The sequence below is a fragment of the Paraburkholderia sp. J67 genome (assembly GCF_905220265.1).
Lineage (GTDB): Bacteria > Pseudomonadota > Gammaproteobacteria > Burkholderiales > Burkholderiaceae > Paraburkholderia.
This window is the reverse complement of sequence record NZ_CAJMZK010000037.1, coordinates 34735-54400: the sequence shown is the minus strand read 5'-3', so window position 1 is coordinate 54400 and position 19666 is coordinate 34735. Positions and strand designations below refer to the sequence as shown.

Annotated in this window: 15 protein-coding genes and 1 pseudogene; 13 read left to right on the top strand and 3 right to left on the bottom strand. The window is 64.8% G+C overall.

Annotated elements, in window-relative coordinates; translation table 11 throughout:
* Position 1 precedes the first annotated feature (1 nt).
* A pseudogene (locus U5782_RS37450) lies at positions 2–235 on the top strand (hypothetical protein); the annotation flags it as partial.
* 308 nt (positions 236–543) lie between these two features.
* On the opposite strand, the gene U5782_RS37445 reads toward U5782_RS37450, so the two are convergent.
* A complete protein-coding gene (locus U5782_RS37445; RefSeq protein WP_322048900.1) occupies positions 544–2070 on the bottom strand; it encodes an NYN domain-containing protein in 1527 nt (508 codons plus the stop codon).
* Positions 2071–2390: 320 nt separating this feature from the next.
* Between U5782_RS37445 and U5782_RS37440 the strand changes: the two genes are divergently transcribed.
* Entirely contained in the window at positions 2391–3686 is a 1296-nt protein-coding gene (locus U5782_RS37440; protein ID WP_322048899.1) for an alkaline phosphatase family protein, read from the top strand.
* 4 nt (positions 3687–3690) lie between these two features.
* The gene (locus tag U5782_RS37435) at positions 3691–5037 is read left to right on the top strand and encodes a cytochrome-c peroxidase (RefSeq protein WP_322048898.1); all 1347 of its coding nucleotides are present in this window, start codon (positions 3691–3693) and stop codon (positions 5035–5037) included.
* On the opposite strand, the gene U5782_RS37430 is transcribed toward U5782_RS37435, so the two are convergent.
* Complete coding sequence (locus tag U5782_RS37430) at positions 5038–5871, bottom strand: IclR family transcriptional regulator (protein WP_322048897.1); 834 nt, start codon at positions 5869–5871, stop codon at positions 5038–5040.
* Between the two features lie 129 nt (positions 5872–6000).
* Here U5782_RS37430 and U5782_RS37425 point away from each other — a divergent pair, with 129 nt between their 5' ends.
* From U5782_RS37425 to U5782_RS37410, 4 genes are all read left to right on the top strand, one after another.
* The gene (locus U5782_RS37425) at positions 6001–8358 is read left to right on the top strand and encodes a cytochrome P450/oxidoreductase (RefSeq protein WP_322048896.1); all 2358 of its coding nucleotides are present in this window, start codon (positions 6001–6003) and stop codon (positions 8356–8358) included.
* Between the two features lie 54 nt (positions 8359–8412).
* Positions 8413–9783 (top strand): MFS transporter, encoded by a 1371-nt coding sequence (locus U5782_RS37420; RefSeq protein WP_322048895.1) that lies wholly within the window; start codon positions 8413–8415, stop codon positions 9781–9783.
* 147 nt (positions 9784–9930) lie between these two features.
* Positions 9931–11457, top strand: coding sequence for a class I adenylate-forming enzyme family protein (locus U5782_RS37415; protein WP_322048894.1), 1527 nt, complete (start codon positions 9931–9933; stop codon positions 11455–11457).
* A gap of 57 nt (positions 11458–11514) precedes the next feature.
* Entirely contained in the window at positions 11515–12669 is a 1155-nt protein-coding gene (locus U5782_RS37410; protein WP_322048893.1) for an acyl-CoA dehydrogenase family protein, read from the top strand.
* Between the two features lie 29 nt (positions 12670–12698).
* On the opposite strand, the gene U5782_RS37405 is transcribed toward U5782_RS37410, so the two are convergent.
* The gene (locus U5782_RS37405) at positions 12699–13601 is read right to left on the bottom strand and encodes a LysR substrate-binding domain-containing protein (protein ID WP_322048892.1); all 903 of its coding nucleotides are present in this window, start codon (positions 13599–13601) and stop codon (positions 12699–12701) included.
* 266 nt (positions 13602–13867) lie between these two features.
* On the opposite strand from U5782_RS37405, the gene U5782_RS37400 reads away from it, so the two are divergent.
* The 6 genes from U5782_RS37400 to U5782_RS37375 are packed head-to-tail and all read left to right on the top strand — an operon-like array spanning position 13868 to position 19663.
* Complete coding sequence (locus U5782_RS37400; protein ID WP_322048924.1) at positions 13868–14773, top strand: SDR family NAD(P)-dependent oxidoreductase; 906 nt, start codon at positions 13868–13870, stop codon at positions 14771–14773.
* Positions 14774–14832: 59 nt separating this feature from the next.
* Positions 14833–16002, top strand: coding sequence for a phenylacetate--CoA ligase family protein (locus tag U5782_RS37395; protein ID WP_322048891.1), 1170 nt, complete (start codon positions 14833–14835; stop codon positions 16000–16002).
* Positions 15999–17141 (top strand): lipoyl protein ligase domain-containing protein, encoded by a 1143-nt coding sequence (locus U5782_RS37390; RefSeq protein WP_322048890.1) that lies wholly within the window; start codon positions 15999–16001, stop codon positions 17139–17141. Before U5782_RS37395 ends, U5782_RS37390 begins: the two co-directional genes overlap by 4 nt.
* A complete protein-coding gene (locus U5782_RS37385; protein WP_322048889.1) occupies positions 17138–17929 on the top strand; it encodes an enoyl-CoA hydratase/isomerase family protein in 792 nt (263 codons plus the stop codon). Before U5782_RS37390 ends, U5782_RS37385 begins: the two co-directional genes overlap by 4 nt.
* A gap of 36 nt (positions 17930–17965) precedes the next feature.
* Complete coding sequence (locus tag U5782_RS37380) at positions 17966–18835, top strand: MaoC/PaaZ C-terminal domain-containing protein (RefSeq protein ID WP_322048888.1); 870 nt, start codon at positions 17966–17968, stop codon at positions 18833–18835.
* A 39-nt stretch (positions 18836–18874) separates the two neighbouring features.
* Entirely contained in the window at positions 18875–19663 is a 789-nt protein-coding gene (locus U5782_RS37375) for a citryl-CoA lyase (protein WP_322048887.1), read from the top strand.
* Positions 19664–19666 lie beyond the last annotated feature (3 nt).

The window sequence follows — 19666 nt, the reverse complement described above, 5'->3', positions numbered from 1 at the left end:
GATGCATCGCAAGACACTCAACGCGTCGTGGTTGCAGGACGAAGTGAAGCGCCGTCTCCAGCGGCTGCCGGAAGTGGTGGAGGACGGCGTGAAGATCGTCGTGCCGCGCCCGCAATTGCAGGACCCCGACCGGACGGGATGCAACTGGACCATGCGCCATTTCGGCAATGCGGCGGGCTTCGAAGCGAGTATCGCGGGCGTGCTCGCGCAGGTGCAGGCCGAGTACAACCTTGCGGACGGGGACGAAGAGGACGAGGCGGCAAAGCCGCAGCGCGACGATCCGTTCGGCGGCACGCGCGCGCAGGCAGCGGCGAATCCGTTTGGCGAGTCGGCGCGTGCGCCCAGGGCGAATCCGTTTGGCGGCGACGTGCCTGCCAGGGCGGCCGATCCATTCGGTGGTTTGGGCGCGCAGGGGAACAGCGAAGGGGAAGGAGAGAAGGAGGAAACGCCGCGCAAGCGCCCGGCGAATCCCTTCGGTGACTGACTGACGATTTGACCGACGAAGTGATGGACTAAGCGCGCGGCGACGTCGCCGCGCTCCGCTCAGTTTTCTTCAGCAGTCTTGCGCGGGCGGCGAGCACGCGCCGGGGTCTTTTTCGGCGCTTTCTTTTTCGGCGCAGGAGCCGCTTCGGCTTCGGGCGCGACAGCCGGTTCGGCATGGGCCGTCTCTGCCACGACTTCGGTCGTCACTTCGGCCTCTACCGCAGCCGCAGCTTCGTCCTTCGCCGGCTTGGCGGCCTTCTTGCGCGCCGTGCTCTTGCGCGGCGCGGTCTTGCGTGCGCGGCGCGGCGCTTCTTCGACGATGGGTTCCGGCGCGCTCACGGCTTCTTCAGGCGCTTGATCCTCGTCCTGCGCGGCGGGCTCGAAAAGCGGCAGGGCGGACTCGTGCGCAGGCGGCTCGAAGAATAGATCGCCGTGCGACGCTGCGGCGGCGGCCGCAGCGGCTTCGGCGGCTTCCGCTTCCAGAATCGTTTCCACGTCGAAAATCTCCGACGACTGCGCGGGTTTCTGCGGCTTTTGCGCCTTATGCGGGCGGCGCGGTTCGCGCGCGTCACGTGCCGTTTCGTTCGCGTTGCCCGCGCCACGGCCGTTACGGCGGCCCTTGCGGCGCGAACGGCCTTCGTCCGCGCGCGGTGCAGCGACTTCCTCTTGCGCCGGTGCCGCCGTCGCAGTGGTCGAAGCGGTTGCCTCGCTAGCCTCAGCAGCGCTCGTCAACTGGCTCGTGCGCGTCACGAACGTGCCCGATTTGTCGTCGCGGCCCACTTCGAGCAGCCCGCGAGCCTGGGCTTCCTCCAGCAGATTGCCGAAGGCGCGAAAACCATAGCGCGACTCATTGAAGTCGGGCCGGCGGCGCTTGATCGCGCTCTTGAGCACCGACGCCCAGATCTTGCCGCCATCGCCGCGCTCATAACCGAGCGCGTCGAGCGTCTCGACCACCAGCGTGATCGCCTTGAGCTTGCGCTCCTCGCTACGGTCTTCTGCGTTTTCGCCCGCGATCTCGCCCTTTTGCTGGCGTTCGTCGCCGCCCTGGCGTTTCGCGTTCGCGCCGCCTTCGCCGCGGTTCTTGCCGCGCGGCTGCTGCTCGCGCACGAGTTCGCGCACCAGATCGTCGTAGAAGATGAATTCGTCGCAGTTCGCGACCAGCAGATCCGAAGTGGAGTGCCGCACGCCCACGCCAATCACCTTCTTCGCGTTCTCGCGCAGCTTGGAGACGAGCGGGGAGAAGTCCGAGTCGCCGCTCACGATCACGAAGGTGTCGACGTGCGACTTCGTATAGCAGAGATCGAGCGCATCCACGACGAGGCGGATATCGGCGGAATTCTTGCCCGACTGGCGCACGTGCGGGATTTCGATCAGCTCGAAACTCGCCTCGTGCATCGACGCCTTGAAGCCCTTGTAGCGCTCCCAATCGCAATACGCTTTCTTCACGACGATGCTGCCCTTGAGCAAGAGCCGCTCGAGCACGGGCTTGATATCGAAGCGGTCGATCTTCGCGTCGCGCACGCCGAGCGCGACGTTTTCGAAGTCGCAGAACACCGCCATGCTGACGTTTTCCTGAGGGGAGGCCATGTGATTCGTTTGTTCCATCTACGGTACGAATTCACATGATAGCCGGTTGCGCGGCACGGGGCCGTGTTTCATCCCTGGTCAGGCAGGCGATGAGGGACGCGCCGACTATCCCATACCGACCGGTTGGTTGTGTGCGCAAACATAGTTCATTTGGACGATGTACGGGAAATTGAGCGAAAGCACCATGTTTTTTCACGGTTCCGTCACACAGGCTCCCTAAGCTTGCGCGGCCCAATCATTGTGCATTGGGTGGACGACAAAAAATATCGGCCCGAGCCGAATAATCCCTATAACGACTCGACAAGACTGAGGACACACCCATGGCAGTTCGCTTCACCGGCAAGATCGGCGCCACCTGCGCTGCGATCTTCGCCGCGCTTCTTTGCGCGCTTTTCGTGACCGCATGTGGTTCCAGCGTCAACTCCACGACCGCCGGCACGACCAAACAGATCCAGCACGTTTTCATCATCACGCTCGAAAACGAGAACTACGCCACCACGTTCAGCTCGACCACGAAGGCGCCGTATCTGGCCAACACGTTGACGGCGCAAGGCGCGCTGGTGCAGCAGTACTACGGCACGGGCCACGTGAGTCTCGACAACTACATCTCGATGATCAGCGGCCAGTCGCCCACGCTGCAAACGGACAACGACTGCACGACCTATGAGGACTTCAACCTCACGGGCATGACCTCGGACGGCCAGGCGATCGGCACGGGCTGCGTGTATCCCGCGAGCGTGAAGACCATCGCCGACCAGATGAAGGCGGCGAACCTCACGTGGAAGGGCTACGAAGGCGACATGGGCAACGACCCGGCGCGCGAAGCGGCGACCTGCGGTCACCCGACGCTCAACACGACGGACCTCACCAACACCCAGGAAGCGCCGAACGCGACCACGCCGCTGGGCGACTCGTACGCCACGCGTCACGACCCGTTCATGTACTTCCACTCGATCATCGACTCGCCGGACTGCCAGGCGAACGTGGTCAACCTGAACAACCTGACGACCGACCTGCAACAGGTCGCGACCACGGCTAACTTCAACCTCATTACGCCGAGCACCTGCGACGACGGCCACGATTCGCCGTGCGCGAACGGTGCGACGGGCGGCCTCGTTTCAGCCGATGCGTTCCTGCAGAAGTGGGTGCCCATCATCACGGCATCGCCGGCATTCAAGCAGGACGGCCTGCTGATCATCAACTTCGACGAAAGCAGCTACGCGTCGGTGACGATGCCGAACACGAGCGAGGTGGACTTCACCTTCTCCGGCGACACCTGCTGTAGCCAGCAGGAAGGCCCGAACCTGGGCACCTTCCCGCAATCGAGCGCAATGGGCACGGTCCCCGCTTCGTACCTCACGAAGCTCGGCATGACGGTGCCGGCGGGCCTCACGGGCAACGTGAATCTCGTGCTCGCGAAGACCAGCTACGGCGGCGACCGCACGGGCGCGGTGATGATCTCGAAGTTCATCAAGCCGGGCACGGTCTCGACGGTGGCGTACAACCACTACTCGCTGCTCAAGAGCGTCGAGGACATGTTCGGCCTCGGCCATCTGGGCTACGCGGGGCAGGCTGGCCTCACGGGCTTCGGCAAGGACATCTTCACGAATCTCTAAGCCGATGAACGTTTTCCACGCACGTCTGGCGGCGCGTCGCGCCGTCACGACTGCGCTGGCCGCTGGCGCAACCGCGCTGGCGGCTTTTGTCGTACCGGGCATCGGTGCGGCGCAGGCGCAGTCCCATTCCGCTACCGTTTCCGCGCCTGTTTCTGCTGCCGCGCCGCTCAGCGACACCGCGGCACTCGGCAAGCTCATCTTCAACGACCCTTCGCTGTCGGCCTCGGGCCGCATGTCGTGCGCGAGTTGCCACAGCGCGGCGCACGCTTATGGTCCGCCGAACGGTCTCGCCGCGCAGCTTGGCGGTCCTGACCTGCGCACGCAAGGCACGCGCGCCGTGCCGACGCTCGGCTACGTGCTCAACCGCACGCCGGTATGGACGCACGTGCAGGCCGCGAGCGTGTACGAGCGACTCACCGACGCCGATAGCCCGCCCGCGGGCGGATTCGCGTGGGACGGCCGTTTCAACAGCCTGCACGACCAGGCGCTGTTCCCGCTCTTCAGCGCGAACGAAATGGCCAACCGCGATCCCGCCGATGTGGCCGCGAAACTCGCGCGCGCACCATACGCGGCGCGTTTCAGGCAGGTGTTCGGCGAGACGATTTTCGTCTCGAAGGACGCGGCGCTGCGTCAGGCGATGATGGCGGTCGAGCGCTACGAGCTCGAAGAGCCGAGCTTTCATCCCTATACGAGCAAGTTCGACGCGTATCTTGACGGCAAGGCAGAGCTGACGGCCAGCGAAATGCGCGGCAAGAAGCTGTTCGACGATCCGAACAGCGGCAACTGTGCGTCCTGCCATATCGACCAGGTGGGCGCGAACGGCGCGCATCCGCTTTTCACGGATTTCCAGTTCGAGGCGCTGGGCGTGCCGCGTAATCCGGAACTGCGTGCGAACCGCGATCCGAACTACTACGACGAAGGCCTGTGCGGTCCCGTGCGAACCGACAAGTCGAGCAACAAGGCTTACTGCGGCCTCTTCAAGACGCCTACATTGCGCAACGTCGCCACGCGCCAGGTGTTCTTCCACAACGGTCGCTTCCATGCGCTGCGTGATGCGCTGCGCTTCTACGTGGAACGCGATACGGCGCCGCAGAAGTGGTATTCGAAGGACGCGCACGGCCACGTCGTGAAGTTCGACGATCTGCCTGAAGCAGTGCGCGACAACGTCGATACCGTGGACGAGCCGTTGACGCGCAAGGCGGGCGGCAAGCCCGCATGGAACGCGCACGATATCGACGATGTGATCGCCTTCCTGAAGACGCTCGACGATGGTTATCAGCCGCGTGTACCGCCGCAGACGAAACCGGCCACGCCGTTCGTGAAAGTGAGCGCGCCGCTCAAGCGGCCCTGATCAGGCGCCGGGCGCGACGTAGCCGAGCAGCGTGCTGGCCGCGCGGGCTTCGGCGCGCACCGCCTGGCCGATCGCGCCATCGGGCGACGGGTCGAAACCGCCCGTCGCGCCGAGCGCCGTGAGCACCGCACAGATCTTGCCGCTGTGATCGAAGAGCGGGGCGGACACAGCGCTAATCCCTTTTAGATAGGTATCCTTGATACTGGCGCAGCCGTGTGCCTGCACTTCCCGACGCAGCGCGCCAACGGGGTCCTGCGCGTCCATCGCTTCAAGCAGCGCGCGCAGATCGGGCGCCGCGTGCGCGAATTCCTCCAGCGCCATCTCAAGCGTCCTGCGGTCGTCGAGCAGGCCGAGAAACACCCGGCCCGTGGACGACCACAGCAGCGACATCACCGATCCCACCCGCGCATTCACCGTCACGGGCAGCCCCGATTCCTCGAAGCGCACGATGGTCGGCCCCTTGTTGCCCATCACCGCGACGAACGACGTGACTTCCAGCGATTCTCGCAACCGCGCGAGCGCGGGTTCCGCCAAGCGCACGGGATCGGCCTGACGCATCGCGGCCACGCCGATCATCATCGCTTCGGTGCCCAGACGGTACTGTTGCGTCGCGCTGTCCTGCGCAACCAGTCCTTCCTCGATCAGGCTCACCAGATAGCGATGCACCTTCGCTGGACTCTCGCCCACATGCGCGGCAAGTCCGGAAAGACTCGCGCGGCCGCCCATGCGCGCGAGCCCCTTGAGCACGGCCATGCCGGTTTGCGCGGACTGCACGCGCTGGCGCCGCTCGCGTGTTGCGCCTGCGGGCGTTGTCCCTGATATCTCTTTTTTCATACGACGATTCTAGAAGAGCGGCTACGCCACCCGTATGTCTGCGTGGTTCGAGGTTAACCCCTATCTCTGAATTACGCAATGCGTACTAGAGTTACGCAAATCGAAATGCTTACGGCAGGAGACGGCACGATGAGCGAGACTTCTTCCCAAACCCCGGGCGCGGCAGCGGGGCGGTGTCCCTTTCCCCATGCGGCGCAAACAAATGCGCAGGCGAGTCCGCAGGAGCACTGCCCGGTCAGCGCGAACGCGGCGGCCTTCGATCCGTTCAGCGACGGCTATCAGCAGGACCCGCCCGACTACGTGCGTTGGGCGCGCGAGCAGGAGCCGGTGTTCTACAGTCCGCAACTGGGCTACTGGGTCGTCACGCGCTACGACGACATCAAAGCCATCTTTCGCGACAACCTCACGTTTTCGCCCTCCATCGCGCTGGAAAAGATCACGCCCACCGGCCCCGAGGCCAACGCGGTGCTCGAATCCTATGGCTACGCGATGAACCGCACGCTCGTGAACGAGGACGAGCCCGCGCATATGCCGCGCCGCCGCGTGCTGATGGAGCCGTTTACACCTGAACATCTCAAGCACCACGAACCGATGGTGCGTCGTCTCACGCGCGAATACGTCGACCGCTTCATCGACGAGGGACGCGCCGATCTCGTCGACCAGATGCTCTGGGAAGTGCCGCTCACGGTGGCGCTGCATTTCCTCGGCGTGCCCGAGGAGGACATGGATCTGCTGCGCCAGTATTCGATCGCGCATACGGTCAATACGTGGGGACGTCCACGCCCGGACGAGCAGGTGGCGGTGGCGCACGCGGTCGGCAACTTCTGGCAGTTTGCGGGCAAGGTGCTCGAAAAGATGCGCCAGAACCCCGACGGCCCTGGCTGGATGCAGTACGGCATTCGCCGGCAGAAGGAACACCCCGAAGTCGTCACCGATTCGTACCTGCATTCGATGATGATGGCCGGCATTGTGGCCGCGCACGAAACCACGGCGAACGCAACGGCCAACGCCATGAAGCTGCTGCTGCAGCACCCGCACGCGTGGCGTGAAATCTGCGAAGACCCGAGCCTGATTCCGAACGCCGTGGAAGAGTGTCTGCGCCACAACGGCTCGGTGGCCGCATGGCGAAGGCTCGCGACGAAGGACGTGCGCATCGGCGGCGTCGATATTGCGGCGGGCGCGAAGCTACTGATCGTGACGTCCTCGGCCAATCACGACGAGCGTCATTTCGCCGACGCCGATCTCTTCGACATTCGCCGCGACAACGCAAGCGATCACGTCACCTTTGGCTACGGCTCGCATCAGTGCATGGGCAAGAATCTCGCGCGCATGGAGATGCAGATTTTCCTGGAGGAATTCACGCGCCGCCTGCCGCATATGCGGCTTGCCGAACAAACCTTCTCCTATGTGCCGAATACGTCGTTTCGGGGTCCAGAGCATGTGTGGGTCGAGTGGGACCCCACGCAAAACCCGGAGCGCGCGCAGCCCGCGTTGCTCGGCGCACAGGTGCCGGTGCGTATCGGCGAGCCGTCCTCGCATGCGTTGAGCCGCCCCGTAGTGGTCGAGCGCGTGGACAAGGTCGCTGACGGCATCGTGCGGCTGCGCCTCGCAGCACCTGCGGGCGCCACGCTGCCGCGTTGGGCGCCGGGCGCGCATATCGATGTGGAATGCGGGGAAACGGGACTGTCGCGTCAATACTCGCTGTGCGGCGATCCGGCCGACACGGGCGCGTTCGAGATCGCGGTGCTGCGAGAAACGGAGAGTCGCGGAGGCTCCGCATGGGTGCACGACACGTTGCGTGCGGGCATGCGCCTGAAGATTCGCGGACCGCGCAATCACTTCCGGCTCGACGAGGAAGGGCGCCGCGCGATCTTGATCGCGGGTGGCATCGGCATCACGCCCATCAGCGCGATGGCGCGCCGCGCGCGCGAACTCGGCATCGACTACGAACTGCACTACAGCGGCCGCTCGCGCACGACGATGGCTTTCATCGACGAACTCGCGCAACAGCACGGCGAGCGCTTGCATCTGCATGTCTCGGATGAAGGAACGCGCAACGACTTCAGCGCGTTGCGTGTAGATGCGCAAACGCGTGTTTATGCCTGCGGCCCCGCGCGCCTGCTCGACGCTTTGCAGGGCGCGAGCGAGGCGTGGCCTGAGGACGCCCTGCGCGTCGAGCATTTCGCGGCAAGCGTGGGCAAGCTCGACCCCGCCAATGAGCACGCCTTCGAAATCGAGCTCAAGGATTCAGGCCTGGTGCTCAACGTCGCACCGGACCAGACCGTACTCGAGGCGCTGCGCCGCGCCAATATCGACGTGCAAAGCGATTGCGAAGAGGGCCTGTGCGGCTCGTGCGAGGTGCGCGTGCTGGCAGGCCAGATCGACCACCGCGACGTGGTGCTCACGCGCGCGGAGCGCGAGACGCAGTTGCGCATGATGACCTGTTGTTCGCGCGCGAAAGGCGCGCGCCTGGTGCTTGAACTGTAAGCGCGAACGGTAAGACGCGGATCGAGACGAAACTCATATCGGTAGGAGCGGGGCATGAACAGAAACGTGGAAGTGACGGCGGCGATCGACGCAAGCCGTTTCGGGCCGTATCAGTTGCTGGTGGTGGTGCTGTGCGCCCTGTGCCTTGTGATGGACGGATTCGACGTCCAGGCAATGGGTTATGTCGCGCCGGTCGTGATCCATGAATGGGGCATCGCGAAGGAAACCCTCGCGCCCGTGTTCGGTGCGGGACTCTTCGGCATGCTGGTGGGCTCGCTCACCTTCAGCACGGTGGCCGACAAGATTGGCCGCCGTCCCGTGCTGATCGGCGCGACGCTGTTCTTCTCGGCCTGCATGATCGCCACGGGCTTCGCGCACAGCATCGGCGAACTGGTGTTCTGGCGCTTCGTGGCGGGGCTCGGCCTTGGATGCATCATGCCGAACGCGATGGCGCTCGCGGGCGAATACAGCCCGCGCCGCATTCGCGTGACGCTGATGATGATCGTCTCCTGCGGTTTCACGCTGGGCGGTGTGGTGGGCGGTCTGATCACTGCCGCGTTGATTCCGGCCTTCGGCTGGCGCGCGGTGTTCTTCGTGGGCGGCTCGATTCCGTTCGCAATGGGCGTGCTGATGTGGCTCGCTTTGCCCGAATCAATTCAGTTCCTGCTGTTTCGTCGCAATGCGGGCGGCGATGAAACGGCGCAGCGCGTGCGCCGGCAACTGGCGCGCGTCGCGCCCGGCCTGCCGTTGCCCGCCGACGCCGTCTTCACGAGCGCCGAAACACGCCCGCGCGGCGTGCCCTTTGTCGAACTCTTCAAGGAAGGCCGCGCGCGCGTGACCGTGCTGCTATGGATCGTGAACTTCGCGAACCTGCTCGATATGTATTTCCTCTCGAACTGGCTGCCGACCGTGATCCGCGAAGCAGGCTATTCGACCCAGACCGCCGTGCTCGCAGGCACGGTGCTGTGGGGCGGCGGCGTGATCGGCACGCTGCTGTTGGGACGCCTGATCGACCTCGCAGGTTTCACGCGCGTGCTCGCCACCACCTTCGTGATCGCCATCGCGGCGACGGCAGCAATCGGCAATCCGGCCGTGATGGTGTCGGTGGTCGCGATGTTCCTCGCCATTTTCCTCACGGGCTTTTCGATCATCGGCGGCCAGCCCGCACTCAACGCGCTTGCCGCGACCTACTACCCGACCGCGCTGCGCTCCACGGGAATCGGCTGGAGTCTGGGCATCGGGCGCATTGGTTCGGTGGTGGGGCCGGTGCTGGGCGGCGCGCTGATGCATCTGCACTGGTCGTCGGCCTCGCTGTTCGCGGCGGCCGCCGTGCCCGCCTGTGTGTCGCTCGCGGGGATCGTCGCGATTCATCGGGCCAATGCGGGTGCCGCCGCGGCAACGCGAGCCATGCCTCAGGTGGAGTGAGGCGAGCACGGGGTAGGTGCCGACTTTCGGGCAGCCGAATGCCGGCTTCTTTGAAAACGAATTGTTGGCGGGACACGGCTCCACCACACTGTTGACTGACGCGCGCGGGCGCATCGCTCGCATAGAGCGCCAGGACAGGAGGTGACGGTGGTGGAGACAGCAGCGACGCGCAAGATCAGCGACATCGCCAGGCACTGGGCGCAGGCCGCGCCCGAAGCCACGGCGATTCGTGAAGAGGGCCGCGAAACACGCTTCGGCGAGTTGTGGCGCAACGTGGAGGCTGCGCAGCGCTTTCTGCGCGCCCAGGGCGTGGAGACGGGCGACCGCGTAATGGTGGTGGCGGAGAATTGCACGGCCGTCATCACGCTGCTGTTCGCGCTGTCTGAGATCGGCGCGTGGCCGGCCATCGTCAACGCGAGGCTGTCCGGGCGCGAAATCGACACGATCCGCGCTCACTGCCTCCCGCGTCTGGTGCTATTCACGCATGGCGCGTCGCCCGACGCCTTGCGTCATGGCGTGCGTCTGCGCGCCACGGAGATCGCGCCCGAAGGGCTCGGCCCGCTCATGATGGCGCCGCCCGATCCGCAGGCGCCGCGCGAACCTGAGGCGCTTGCGCGCGAAGTGGCGCTGCTCATCTACACCTCCGGCACGACGGGCCAGCCCAAGGGCGTGATGGCCACGCATCGCGGCTTGCTGCATTTCGCGCGGGTTTCCGCGACCTCGCGCGACATGACGCCCGCCGACTGCGCCTATGCGGTCATGCCGATGTCGCATATTTTCGGGCTCGCCACGTTGTTGCTCGCGACCTTCGAGGCGGGCGCGAGCCTGCATCTGGCCGCGCGATTCTCCGCGCAAGAGGTCGTGAAGGCGCTCGCGGCCGCCGAAATCTCCATTCTGCAAGGTGTGCCGATGCTGTTTACCCGCATCGTCGCGTGGGTGCGCGAGCATGGTGGCAAGGTCGACGCCCCGCGCCTGCGCTATCTCTACACGGGCGGAGGGCCGCTCGACCCCACGCTCAAGCAGCAGGTGGAAGCGCTCTTCGGCATGCCGCTGCATCACGGCTACGGCATGACCGAATATGCCGGCTCGCTTTTCATCACGCGCATGGACCGGCCGCGCGAGGACGTGTCGGCGGGCGAGATCGTCGAAGGTGCTGAATTACGCGTGGTCGGCGCCGATGGTCGCGACGTGGCGCGCGGCGAAGCGGGCGAACTCTGGGTCCGCGGACCGGGCGTGATGCACGGCTATTACCGCGAGCCCGCACTCACGGCGGAGGCCATCGACGCCGATGGCTGGCTCAAGACCGGCGACCTCGGCAAGCTCGAAGCCGATGGCGCGCTCTTTATCGTGGGCCGCTCGAAGGATCTCATCATCCGCTCGGGCTTCAACGTCTATCCGATCGAAGTCGAAGCGGTCATCAACACCTACGAGGCGGTGCGCGTATCCGCCGTGGTGGGCCGCCTCGATGCCGATGGCAACGAGGAAGTCGTCGCCTTCGTGGAGCCGAAGGAGGGCGCGACGCTCGATATCGAAGCGCTGCAGCAGCATATCGCCGAGCGGCTTTCGCCCTACAAGCGGCCCACACAGGTCGTCCCCATCGACATGATTCCCACCACGGCAAGCGGCAAATTGCAGAAAGCGCCGCTTCGCGAGCTGGCCGCGCGCCGCCGTTGAAGCAATATTGTCGATCCATGCGTTTGCCCATTCTTTGACTATCAGGACAACCATCTAATGATTCGCGACCAGGAAACCATGAATGTTCTGCTCGACAACGTGGCGCGCTTCGTGCGCGAGCGGCTCGTGCCGAACGAAGAAGTCGTAGCGGAGACTGACGAGATCCCTGCCGACGTCGTGAACGACATGCGGGCGATGGGCCTTTTCGGCCTGACGATTCCCGAGGCTTACGGCGGTCTCGATCTCACGATGGAAGAGGAAGTCCTCGTGATGTTCGAACTGGGCAAGACCTCGCCTGCGTTCCGCTCGATTATCGGCACGACGGTGGGCATCGGTTCGCAGGGCATCGTGATCGACGGCACCGACGAGCAGAAAGCCACGTGGCTGCCGAAGCTCGCCACGGGCGAGGTCATCGCGAGCTTCGCGCTCACGGAGCCAGGGTCCGGTTCCGACGCGGCTTCGCTCAAGACGCGCGCCGAGCGCCGTGGCGACCACTATGTCGTGAACGGCACCAAGCGCTTCATCACCAATGCGCCTCAGGCCGGCATGTTCACGCTGATGGCGCGCACCAACCTGGACGAGCCACGCGCGGGCGGCATCACGGCCTTTATCGTCGATGCGAACACGCCGGGCATCAGCTTCGGCAAGCGCGACCGCAAGATGGGGCAAAAGGGCGCACATACCTGCGATGTGATTTTCGAGGACGTGAAGGTGCCCGCTGCGAACATCATCGGCGGCAAGGAGGGCGTGGGCTTCAAGACGGCGATGAAGGTGCTCGACAAGGGGCGCATTCATATCGCCGCGATCTGCGTGGCCGTGGCGCAGCGCATGCTCGACGACGCGCTGCGCTATGCGATGGAACGCGAGCAGTTCGGCCAGCCGATCGGCGAATTCCAGCTCGTGCAGGCGATGCTCGCGGATAGCCAGGCCGAACTCTATGCCGCGCGTTGTATGGTGCTCGATGCGGCGCGCCGTCGCGACGAAGGCAAGAATGTGAGCACGGAAGCGGCCTGCGCGAAGCTGTTCGCCTCGGAGATGTGCGGCCGCGTGGCCGATCGCGCGGTGCAGATCTTCGGCGGCGCGGGCTATATGGCGGAGTACGGCATCGAGCGCTTCTATCGCGACGTGCGCCTGTTCCGCATCTACGAGGGCACGAGCCAGATTCAGCAGATCGTCATTGCGCGCAACATGATGCGCGACGCAGCAAGATAATCAGGTATGCAAACGATGGCGCGGTGTGGTTATTCCAGCCGCCCGATGCCATCGGCCACCAGCAGATCGACGAGCTGGCGCGCGAAGAGCGGCAGAGTTTCGCGGTCGGTCACGCAGATCTGCAGCTTGCGCACGGCCCAGGCGTCGGTGAGCGGCACGACCTTGAGCGCCATCGTCTGCGCGTGGCGGCGCGCCGCGCCCTCGGGCAGCACGCCGATGCCGATATTGGCTTCGATCATGCGGCACGCAGCCTCGAAGTTGCTGACCCGGATGCGCCAGCGAATCGTGCGTTGCAGATCCGACGAGGCGCGCTTGAGAAAGGCGTAGATCGCGCTGTCGTCGGGCGGGCCCACGAAGTCATAGTCGAGCGTCTGCGCGAAGTCGATTTCGTCCGCCTGTGCGAGCGGATTCGATAGCGCGCAGGCCAGCACGAGGCGTTCGCGCCGATACGGCATCACGTCGAGCCCTTCGGTGCGCACCTCGCCCGCGACGATGCCGATATCGACCGAGCCGTCCTGCACGGCGCGCACGATATCGGGGCTCAGGCGTTCGTGAATATCGACGTAGACGTCCGGGTGATTGATGAGGTAGGTGCGCAGCACGGCGGGCAGGAATTCGCTCATGGCCGTGGTGTTCGCGAATACGCGCACGTGGCCTTTCACGCCTTGCGCATATTCCTGCAAATCGCCGGTCAATTGCTCCAGTTGCTTGAGTACGCGCCGCGCATGGGCGAGCAGGGTCTCGCCCGGCGCGGTGAGCGTTACGCCCTGGCTCGTGCGGCTCAGCAGCTTGACGCCAACCTGTTCTTCCAGATTCTTGATGCGTGTGCTCGCCGCGGGCAGCGACAGGTGCGCGCGCTCCGCACCGCGCGTGAGGCTGCTGGCCTCCGCCACGTGCGTGAACAGTTTCAGATCGACCAGATCGAAATGCATTGTTGCGCGTAGGCTCCCTATGAAAAGTACGCGATACAGCACGCAAGCAAGGCAGTGCGGACGCTAAACATTATTGCGCTGGGTTGCAAGACACGCCATTAGCGGAATTACGGGTTAATCCTGGCCGAATCGGGCATTCGGCATATCCAAATTGTGCGTGTGCGCGCGTTGCGTCAAGCTGCGAAAAAAGCAGTTCATCAGGTTCAACCATGACAATGCCCCGCGCCACGCGGGCTGGAGGAGCAAACACGATGACGACGCAACGAATGTTGGACGGCAAGGTAGTGGTGGTGACGGGCTCGGGCGGCGGAATCGGCCGCGATATGGCGCTGGCGATGGCGCGCCAGGGGGCGAAAGTGCTCGTCAACGATGTGGGCGCGTCGCTCGCGGGCGAGGGTCACAACGACGGCCCCGCGCAGGCGGTGGTCAACGAGATCAAGGCTTTCGACGGCCAGGCCACCGCCAATACGGACAGCGTGGCCGACGGTAAAAGCGCCGCGCGCATCGTGCAGAACGCGCTCGATGTGTTTGGGCGCATCGACTGCGTGGTGAACAATGCGGGCATCCTGCGCGACCGCTTCTTTCACAAGATGAGCGAGGAGGAGTTCGATGCCGTCGTGAAGGTGCATCTGTACGGTTCGTACCATGTGTCGCGCGCCGCCGCCGATCACTTCAAGGACCAGCGCAGCGGCGCATTCGTGCATATGACCTCGACTTCGGGGCTGATCGGCAATCTTGCACAGGCCAACTACAGCGCCGCAAAACTCGGCATCGCGGGCCTCTCGAAGTCGATCGCGCTCGATCTTCAGAAGTTCGGCGTGCGCTCGAACTGCATCGCGCCGTTTGCCTGGAGCCGCATGATCGATTCGATCAAGATCGATTCGCCCGAGCAGGAGGCGCGCGTCGAGAAGATCAAGCAGATGACGCCCGCGAAGATCGCGCCGCTCGCAGTGTTTCTCGCAAGCGAGCAGGCCGCCGATGTCACGGGGCAGATCTTCGCAGTCCGCAACAACGAAATCTTCCTGATGAGCCAGCCGCGACCGGTGCGCTCGGTGCATCGCGGGGAGGGCTGGACGCCGGAGAGCATCGCCGAACACGCCATGCCCGCGCTGCGCGCATCGTTCCATTCGCTCGATGTTTCCGCCGACGTGTTCAGCTGGGACCCGATTTGATGGCGCGCGCCGCTGTGCCATTTGCAGGAACGAGGTAAAACAAGAAGCAGGAGACAGACATGCTGGATCTGCTCAACGCGCAGCTTGAGAAGTTGCATGCGCATCCTTTCTACGCAGGCCGATTGCCGCGCAGTGTTGCGAGCACGGCGGAGTTCGCCGCGCGAGTGCCGCTGCTCTCGCGCGCGGAGTTCGTCGCCGAAATGGCGCGCCCCGGTTACGGCGCTTTCGCGCCACAGGTGCCGCCCGTGCGCGTACACCTCACGCCGATGGGTGCGTCGCTCGTGCCCATCCTCCATAGCGCGGCTGATCTGCGTGCGATTGAGACTGCCTGTGGCCAGCACCTCGACGCGTGCGGCATCGGCCCTGGCGACGTGTGCATGGTCACGTTCGGGTATCACCTGTTTGTCGCCGGGTTGTTCTATCAGACCCAGATGGAGGCGCGCGGTGTGGCCTGCATTCCGCACGGGCCCGGCGAGACAGAGCGCGCCGCTCAGGTCGCGCGTCAATGTGGCGTGACGGTGCTGGCGGGCAACCCGTCGCACGCGCTCAAGCTGATCGAAGCGGGCTGCCCGGTGCCGCGTGTGTTCTTCGCGGGCGGCGAGCCGTTCAGCGGCAACGAGGCGCTCTATGCGCGCGTGCGCGCCGCCATGCCAGGCACATTGTTGATCGACAGTTATTCGTTATCCGAATGTTTGCCGGTGGCGCGCACCTTTCCCGGTGGATCGGGCGTGCATGTATTCGATGAACTGCTTTACGCCGAAGTCATCGATCCCGATACCGGCGCGCCGCTGCCCGAGGGCGAGCGCGGTGAACTCGTACTCACGCATTTGCAGAAGACGTTGCAGCCGCTCGTGCGCTATCGCACCGGGGATTTGACCGTACTCGAACGCACGGCGCCCGTGCACGGTCGGCGCGTCTCGCTGCCGCGCGTGGTGTTCGGGCGCGTGGATGCGATGGTGAAGATCAAGGGCGTCAAGGTGTACCCGTCCGAACTGAAAAGCGTGTTGCTCGGCGTATCAGGCGCGACGGGCGCGTATCGGCTCGTGGTGGGGACGAAGGCGAGTGGTGGCGATCATCTGACGCTGCGCGTCGAAGGCGCGCCCACGGACATGGACGTCATCGCGGAGCGTTTCAAGCGGCAGACGCTGATTCACGCGGACGCCATCGAAGCGCTCGACAAGCTCGGCGAAGGACCGCTCGTGGAAGACAACCGGAGACAGACAGCATGAATGCAGCAGAAGCAGGCGCAAACGCGGACACCGCATGGCGCTTTGTCGCCAGCAACCACAACTATGCCGACTTCTCGACCTCGATCTCGCCAGCCGTTGAGCGCGCCGTGGCCGAACGCATCGCGCCGCCCACGGTGCTGCTTAACGTGTTCAACGGCGACAGCATCACCGTGGGCGTCAACGAAGATCCGAACCAGGTGCTCGACCTCGCGTTTTGCCGCAGCAACAACGTGCTTGCGCGCCGACGCGTGAGTAGCGGCGGGGCGATCTATGCGGGCAATGGATCGGCGTTTCTCGCGCTCTATCTGCCGGTCGGTTTGCCCGGTGTGCCCGATACGGCCACGCAGGCCTTCCCGACGATTCTCGGCCACGTGGCGCAGGCCCTGCGCGAGGTGTTCGGCGTGGCTGCATCGTACCGTCCGCTCAACGACGTGGAGGTCGATGGCCGCAAGCTCGTCGCCACGTCGATGAAGATCGAGAGCGGTGTGCTGACGTTTCGCATCCTGCTGAACGTGAAGGCCATCGACACGGCCATCGCCGCACGCGCCATGCCGATGGCGCCGGAGAAGGTCAAGGACAAGAAGCACAAGGATCTGGGCTCGCGCTACACGTATCTGGAGCAGGAGCTCGGGCGCGCCGTGAATCACGCTGAACTGCGTGCATGGGTCGAGCACTGCGTGCGTCGGATCTTCGGCGAGGTGGTATTGAACGACAGCGCGCTCAATGAAGCGGAACACGCCTACGCACAGCAGTACACGAGCGAGTTGATCGACGAAGCCTGGTTTCAGGAGAAGAGCGAAGCCACTCGCTATGGCGCGCTTCAGCGGGCGGGCGACCGCATCGTGCGCGGCCGCGAGAAGGCGCCCGCCGGGCTGATCTGGTTGAGCCTGCTGGTGCGTGACGGCGTGGTGCAGCGCGCGATCGTCAACGGCGACTGGCACCCGCGGCCGCTGCGTTCCGTTGCGTGGCTCGAAGATGGCTTCGCGGGACTAGCGGCGACGCGCGCGGCGTGTGGTGCGCATATCGAGGCCTTTCTCGCACGCGAAGATGTGGAATTCGCCGGCGTCGATCCGTTGCATCTGCTGACGGCGCTCGACAAGGCGCTAGCGGAACTGGCCACGAGCGGAGTCGCTGCATGAGCGATTCGAGCTTGCTGGTCGAGATCGAGCAGGGCGTCGCGACGCTGTGCTTCAACCGTCCCGACGCGAAGAACGCCATGAATACACCGATGCGCAATGCGCTGCACGACGCGGTGGTGCGCATCCGTGCGGATCGCAGCGTGCGTGCCGTGGTGCTGCGCGGAGCGGGCAGCGACTTCTGTTCGGGCGGCGACTTGCGCGGCATGGAGGTGGCGAGCGCCCAGGCGGGCCGCGAGCGCATCGACGACCTGCATGGCTGGGTGAGCCTGCTGCTCGATCTCGATCGCCCCGTGATCGCGGCCGTCGATGGTGTGTGCTACGGCGCGGGTTTCAGCTTCGCGCTGGCCGCCGACTTTGTGATTGCCAGTACACGCGCACGCTTTTGCATGCCGTTCATGAAGGTGGGTCTCGTGCCCGACTGTGGCGCGTTCTACACACTGCCACGCGTGGTAGGTCTCGCGCGTGCGAGAGATCTGGTGTTCACGGCGCGCGAAATCGACGCGCGGGAAGCGCAGACGATCGGCGCGGTGCTCGAAGTCGTGGAGCCTTCGCAACTGCATGCGCGCGCGGCGCAGCTAGCCATGAGCCTGGCCGGTGCGTCGCCGGTGGCCTTTGGGCTCGCGAAGCGCGCGCTCAATCAGTCGCTGGGCAGTGATTTGCGCACGATGCTGGAAATCGAGGCTGCTGCGCAAGGCATCGCATTCACGACCGACTATCACCGCGAGGCCGTCAAGCGCTTTCGAGAAAAAGCGGCGCCGCTGTTTCGCTGGCCCGTGCTCGAAGCGTGATTCTCAATTAATACGTATTGCGAATTGAATATTGCCATGACGATCGACTACGAGACACTGCGTAATTGGCCTTTCGGGGACGTCGAGCAAACCTACACCGCGCGCGATGCGATGTTCTACAGCCTGGCGGTAGGCTATGGCGCTGATCCCGTAGACACGGACGATCTCGCCTTCGTCTACGAAAAGACGCTACGCGTGCCGCCGACCTTTGCGGTCGTGCTTGGCTTTCCGGGCTTCTGGGCGCGCGATCCAGCAAGCGGTATCGACTGGGTGCGCCTGCTGCATGGCGAACAGGGCATAGAAATCCACCAACCCTTGCCGCGCGAGGCGACCGTCATCGGCCGCTCGCGTATCACGCGGGTAGTGGACAAAGGCGAGGGCAAGGGTGCATTGCTTGAAATCGAGCGCACGATTCGCGACAAGGCCACGGGTGACCTGTACGCGACGCTCAGGCAAATCACGTTCTGCCGTGGCGATGGCGGCTTTAGCGCGCGTGGCGGGATGAGCGACCCCGCGCCGCCCGCGCCGCCTGCCGTGCCGGAACGTGCGCCCGATCACATCTGCGAATCGCCCACACGGCCGGAAACGGCCTTGCTCTACCGCCTGTGCGGTGACGATAACCCGCTGCATGCCGATCCGCAGGTCGCGCGCGCGGCCGGTTTCGAGCGGCCGATCCTGCATGGTCTCGCCACCTGGGCGGTGGCCGCCCATGCGGTGCTCAGGACCGTGTGCGCAAGCGATCCGGGACGGCTCGCGCGATTTCACGCGCGCTTCACGGCGCCGGTCTATCCGGGCGAGACGCTACGCACTGAAATCTGGCGCGATGGCCACGCGGTGAATTTCCGTGCTCGCGTGGTGGAGCGCGACGTTATCGTCCTCAACAACGGCAGCGCGACACTGCGCTGATCCGCCCAGAATCAGTTCAACATATCAGGAATCCCAATCATGTCACGTCAACCGAAACCGCTGGTGCGCTCCGATATCGCCTACAGTACGCCCGATCGCATCGTCGTGCGCGGCAAGAGCCTGCCCGACGAGATTCTCGGTCATATGAATCTGGGCGATTTCGCCTTTCTGCAACTCACCGGCAAGGCGGCCACGCCGCAGCAGTCCGCGATGTTCAACGCCATCGTCATCACGCTCGTCGAGCACGGCATGACGCCCAGTGCGATTGCCGCGCGCATGACCTATGCGGGGGCGCCCGAGTCCTTGCAGGCCGCCGTGGCGGCGGGCCTGTGCGGGCTGGGCTCCGTGTTCGTCGGCAGTATGGAGGGCGCCTGCCGCATGCTCTCCGAGGCGCTGCCGTATGGCACGCATTGTGACGATCTGGAGAAGCTCGCTGTGGATACCGTGGCCGCGTGGCGCGCGCGTGGCACGCCCATTCCAGGCCTCGGCCATCCGTTGCACAAACCCATTGATCCGCGTACGCCGCGTCTGTTCGAACTGGCCGCGCAAAATGGACTCTCGGGCGATTACGTCAAACTGATGCGACTGATCGGCGCCGAGGCGCAGCGCGTCTCGGGCAAGGCGTTGCCGATCAACGCGACGGGTGCCATCGGCGCGATCTGTTGCGAGTTCGGCTTTCCGTGGCGCATCGTGCGGGGCTTCGGCGTGATGGCGCGCGCCATCGGGCTCGTCGGCCATTTGCTCGAAGAAGGCGAGCGGCCGATGTCGTATGAACTGTGGCAGCGCGTGGAAGACGAAGCGTCCGCGCATCTGCGCGGCGAGGCTTGAACC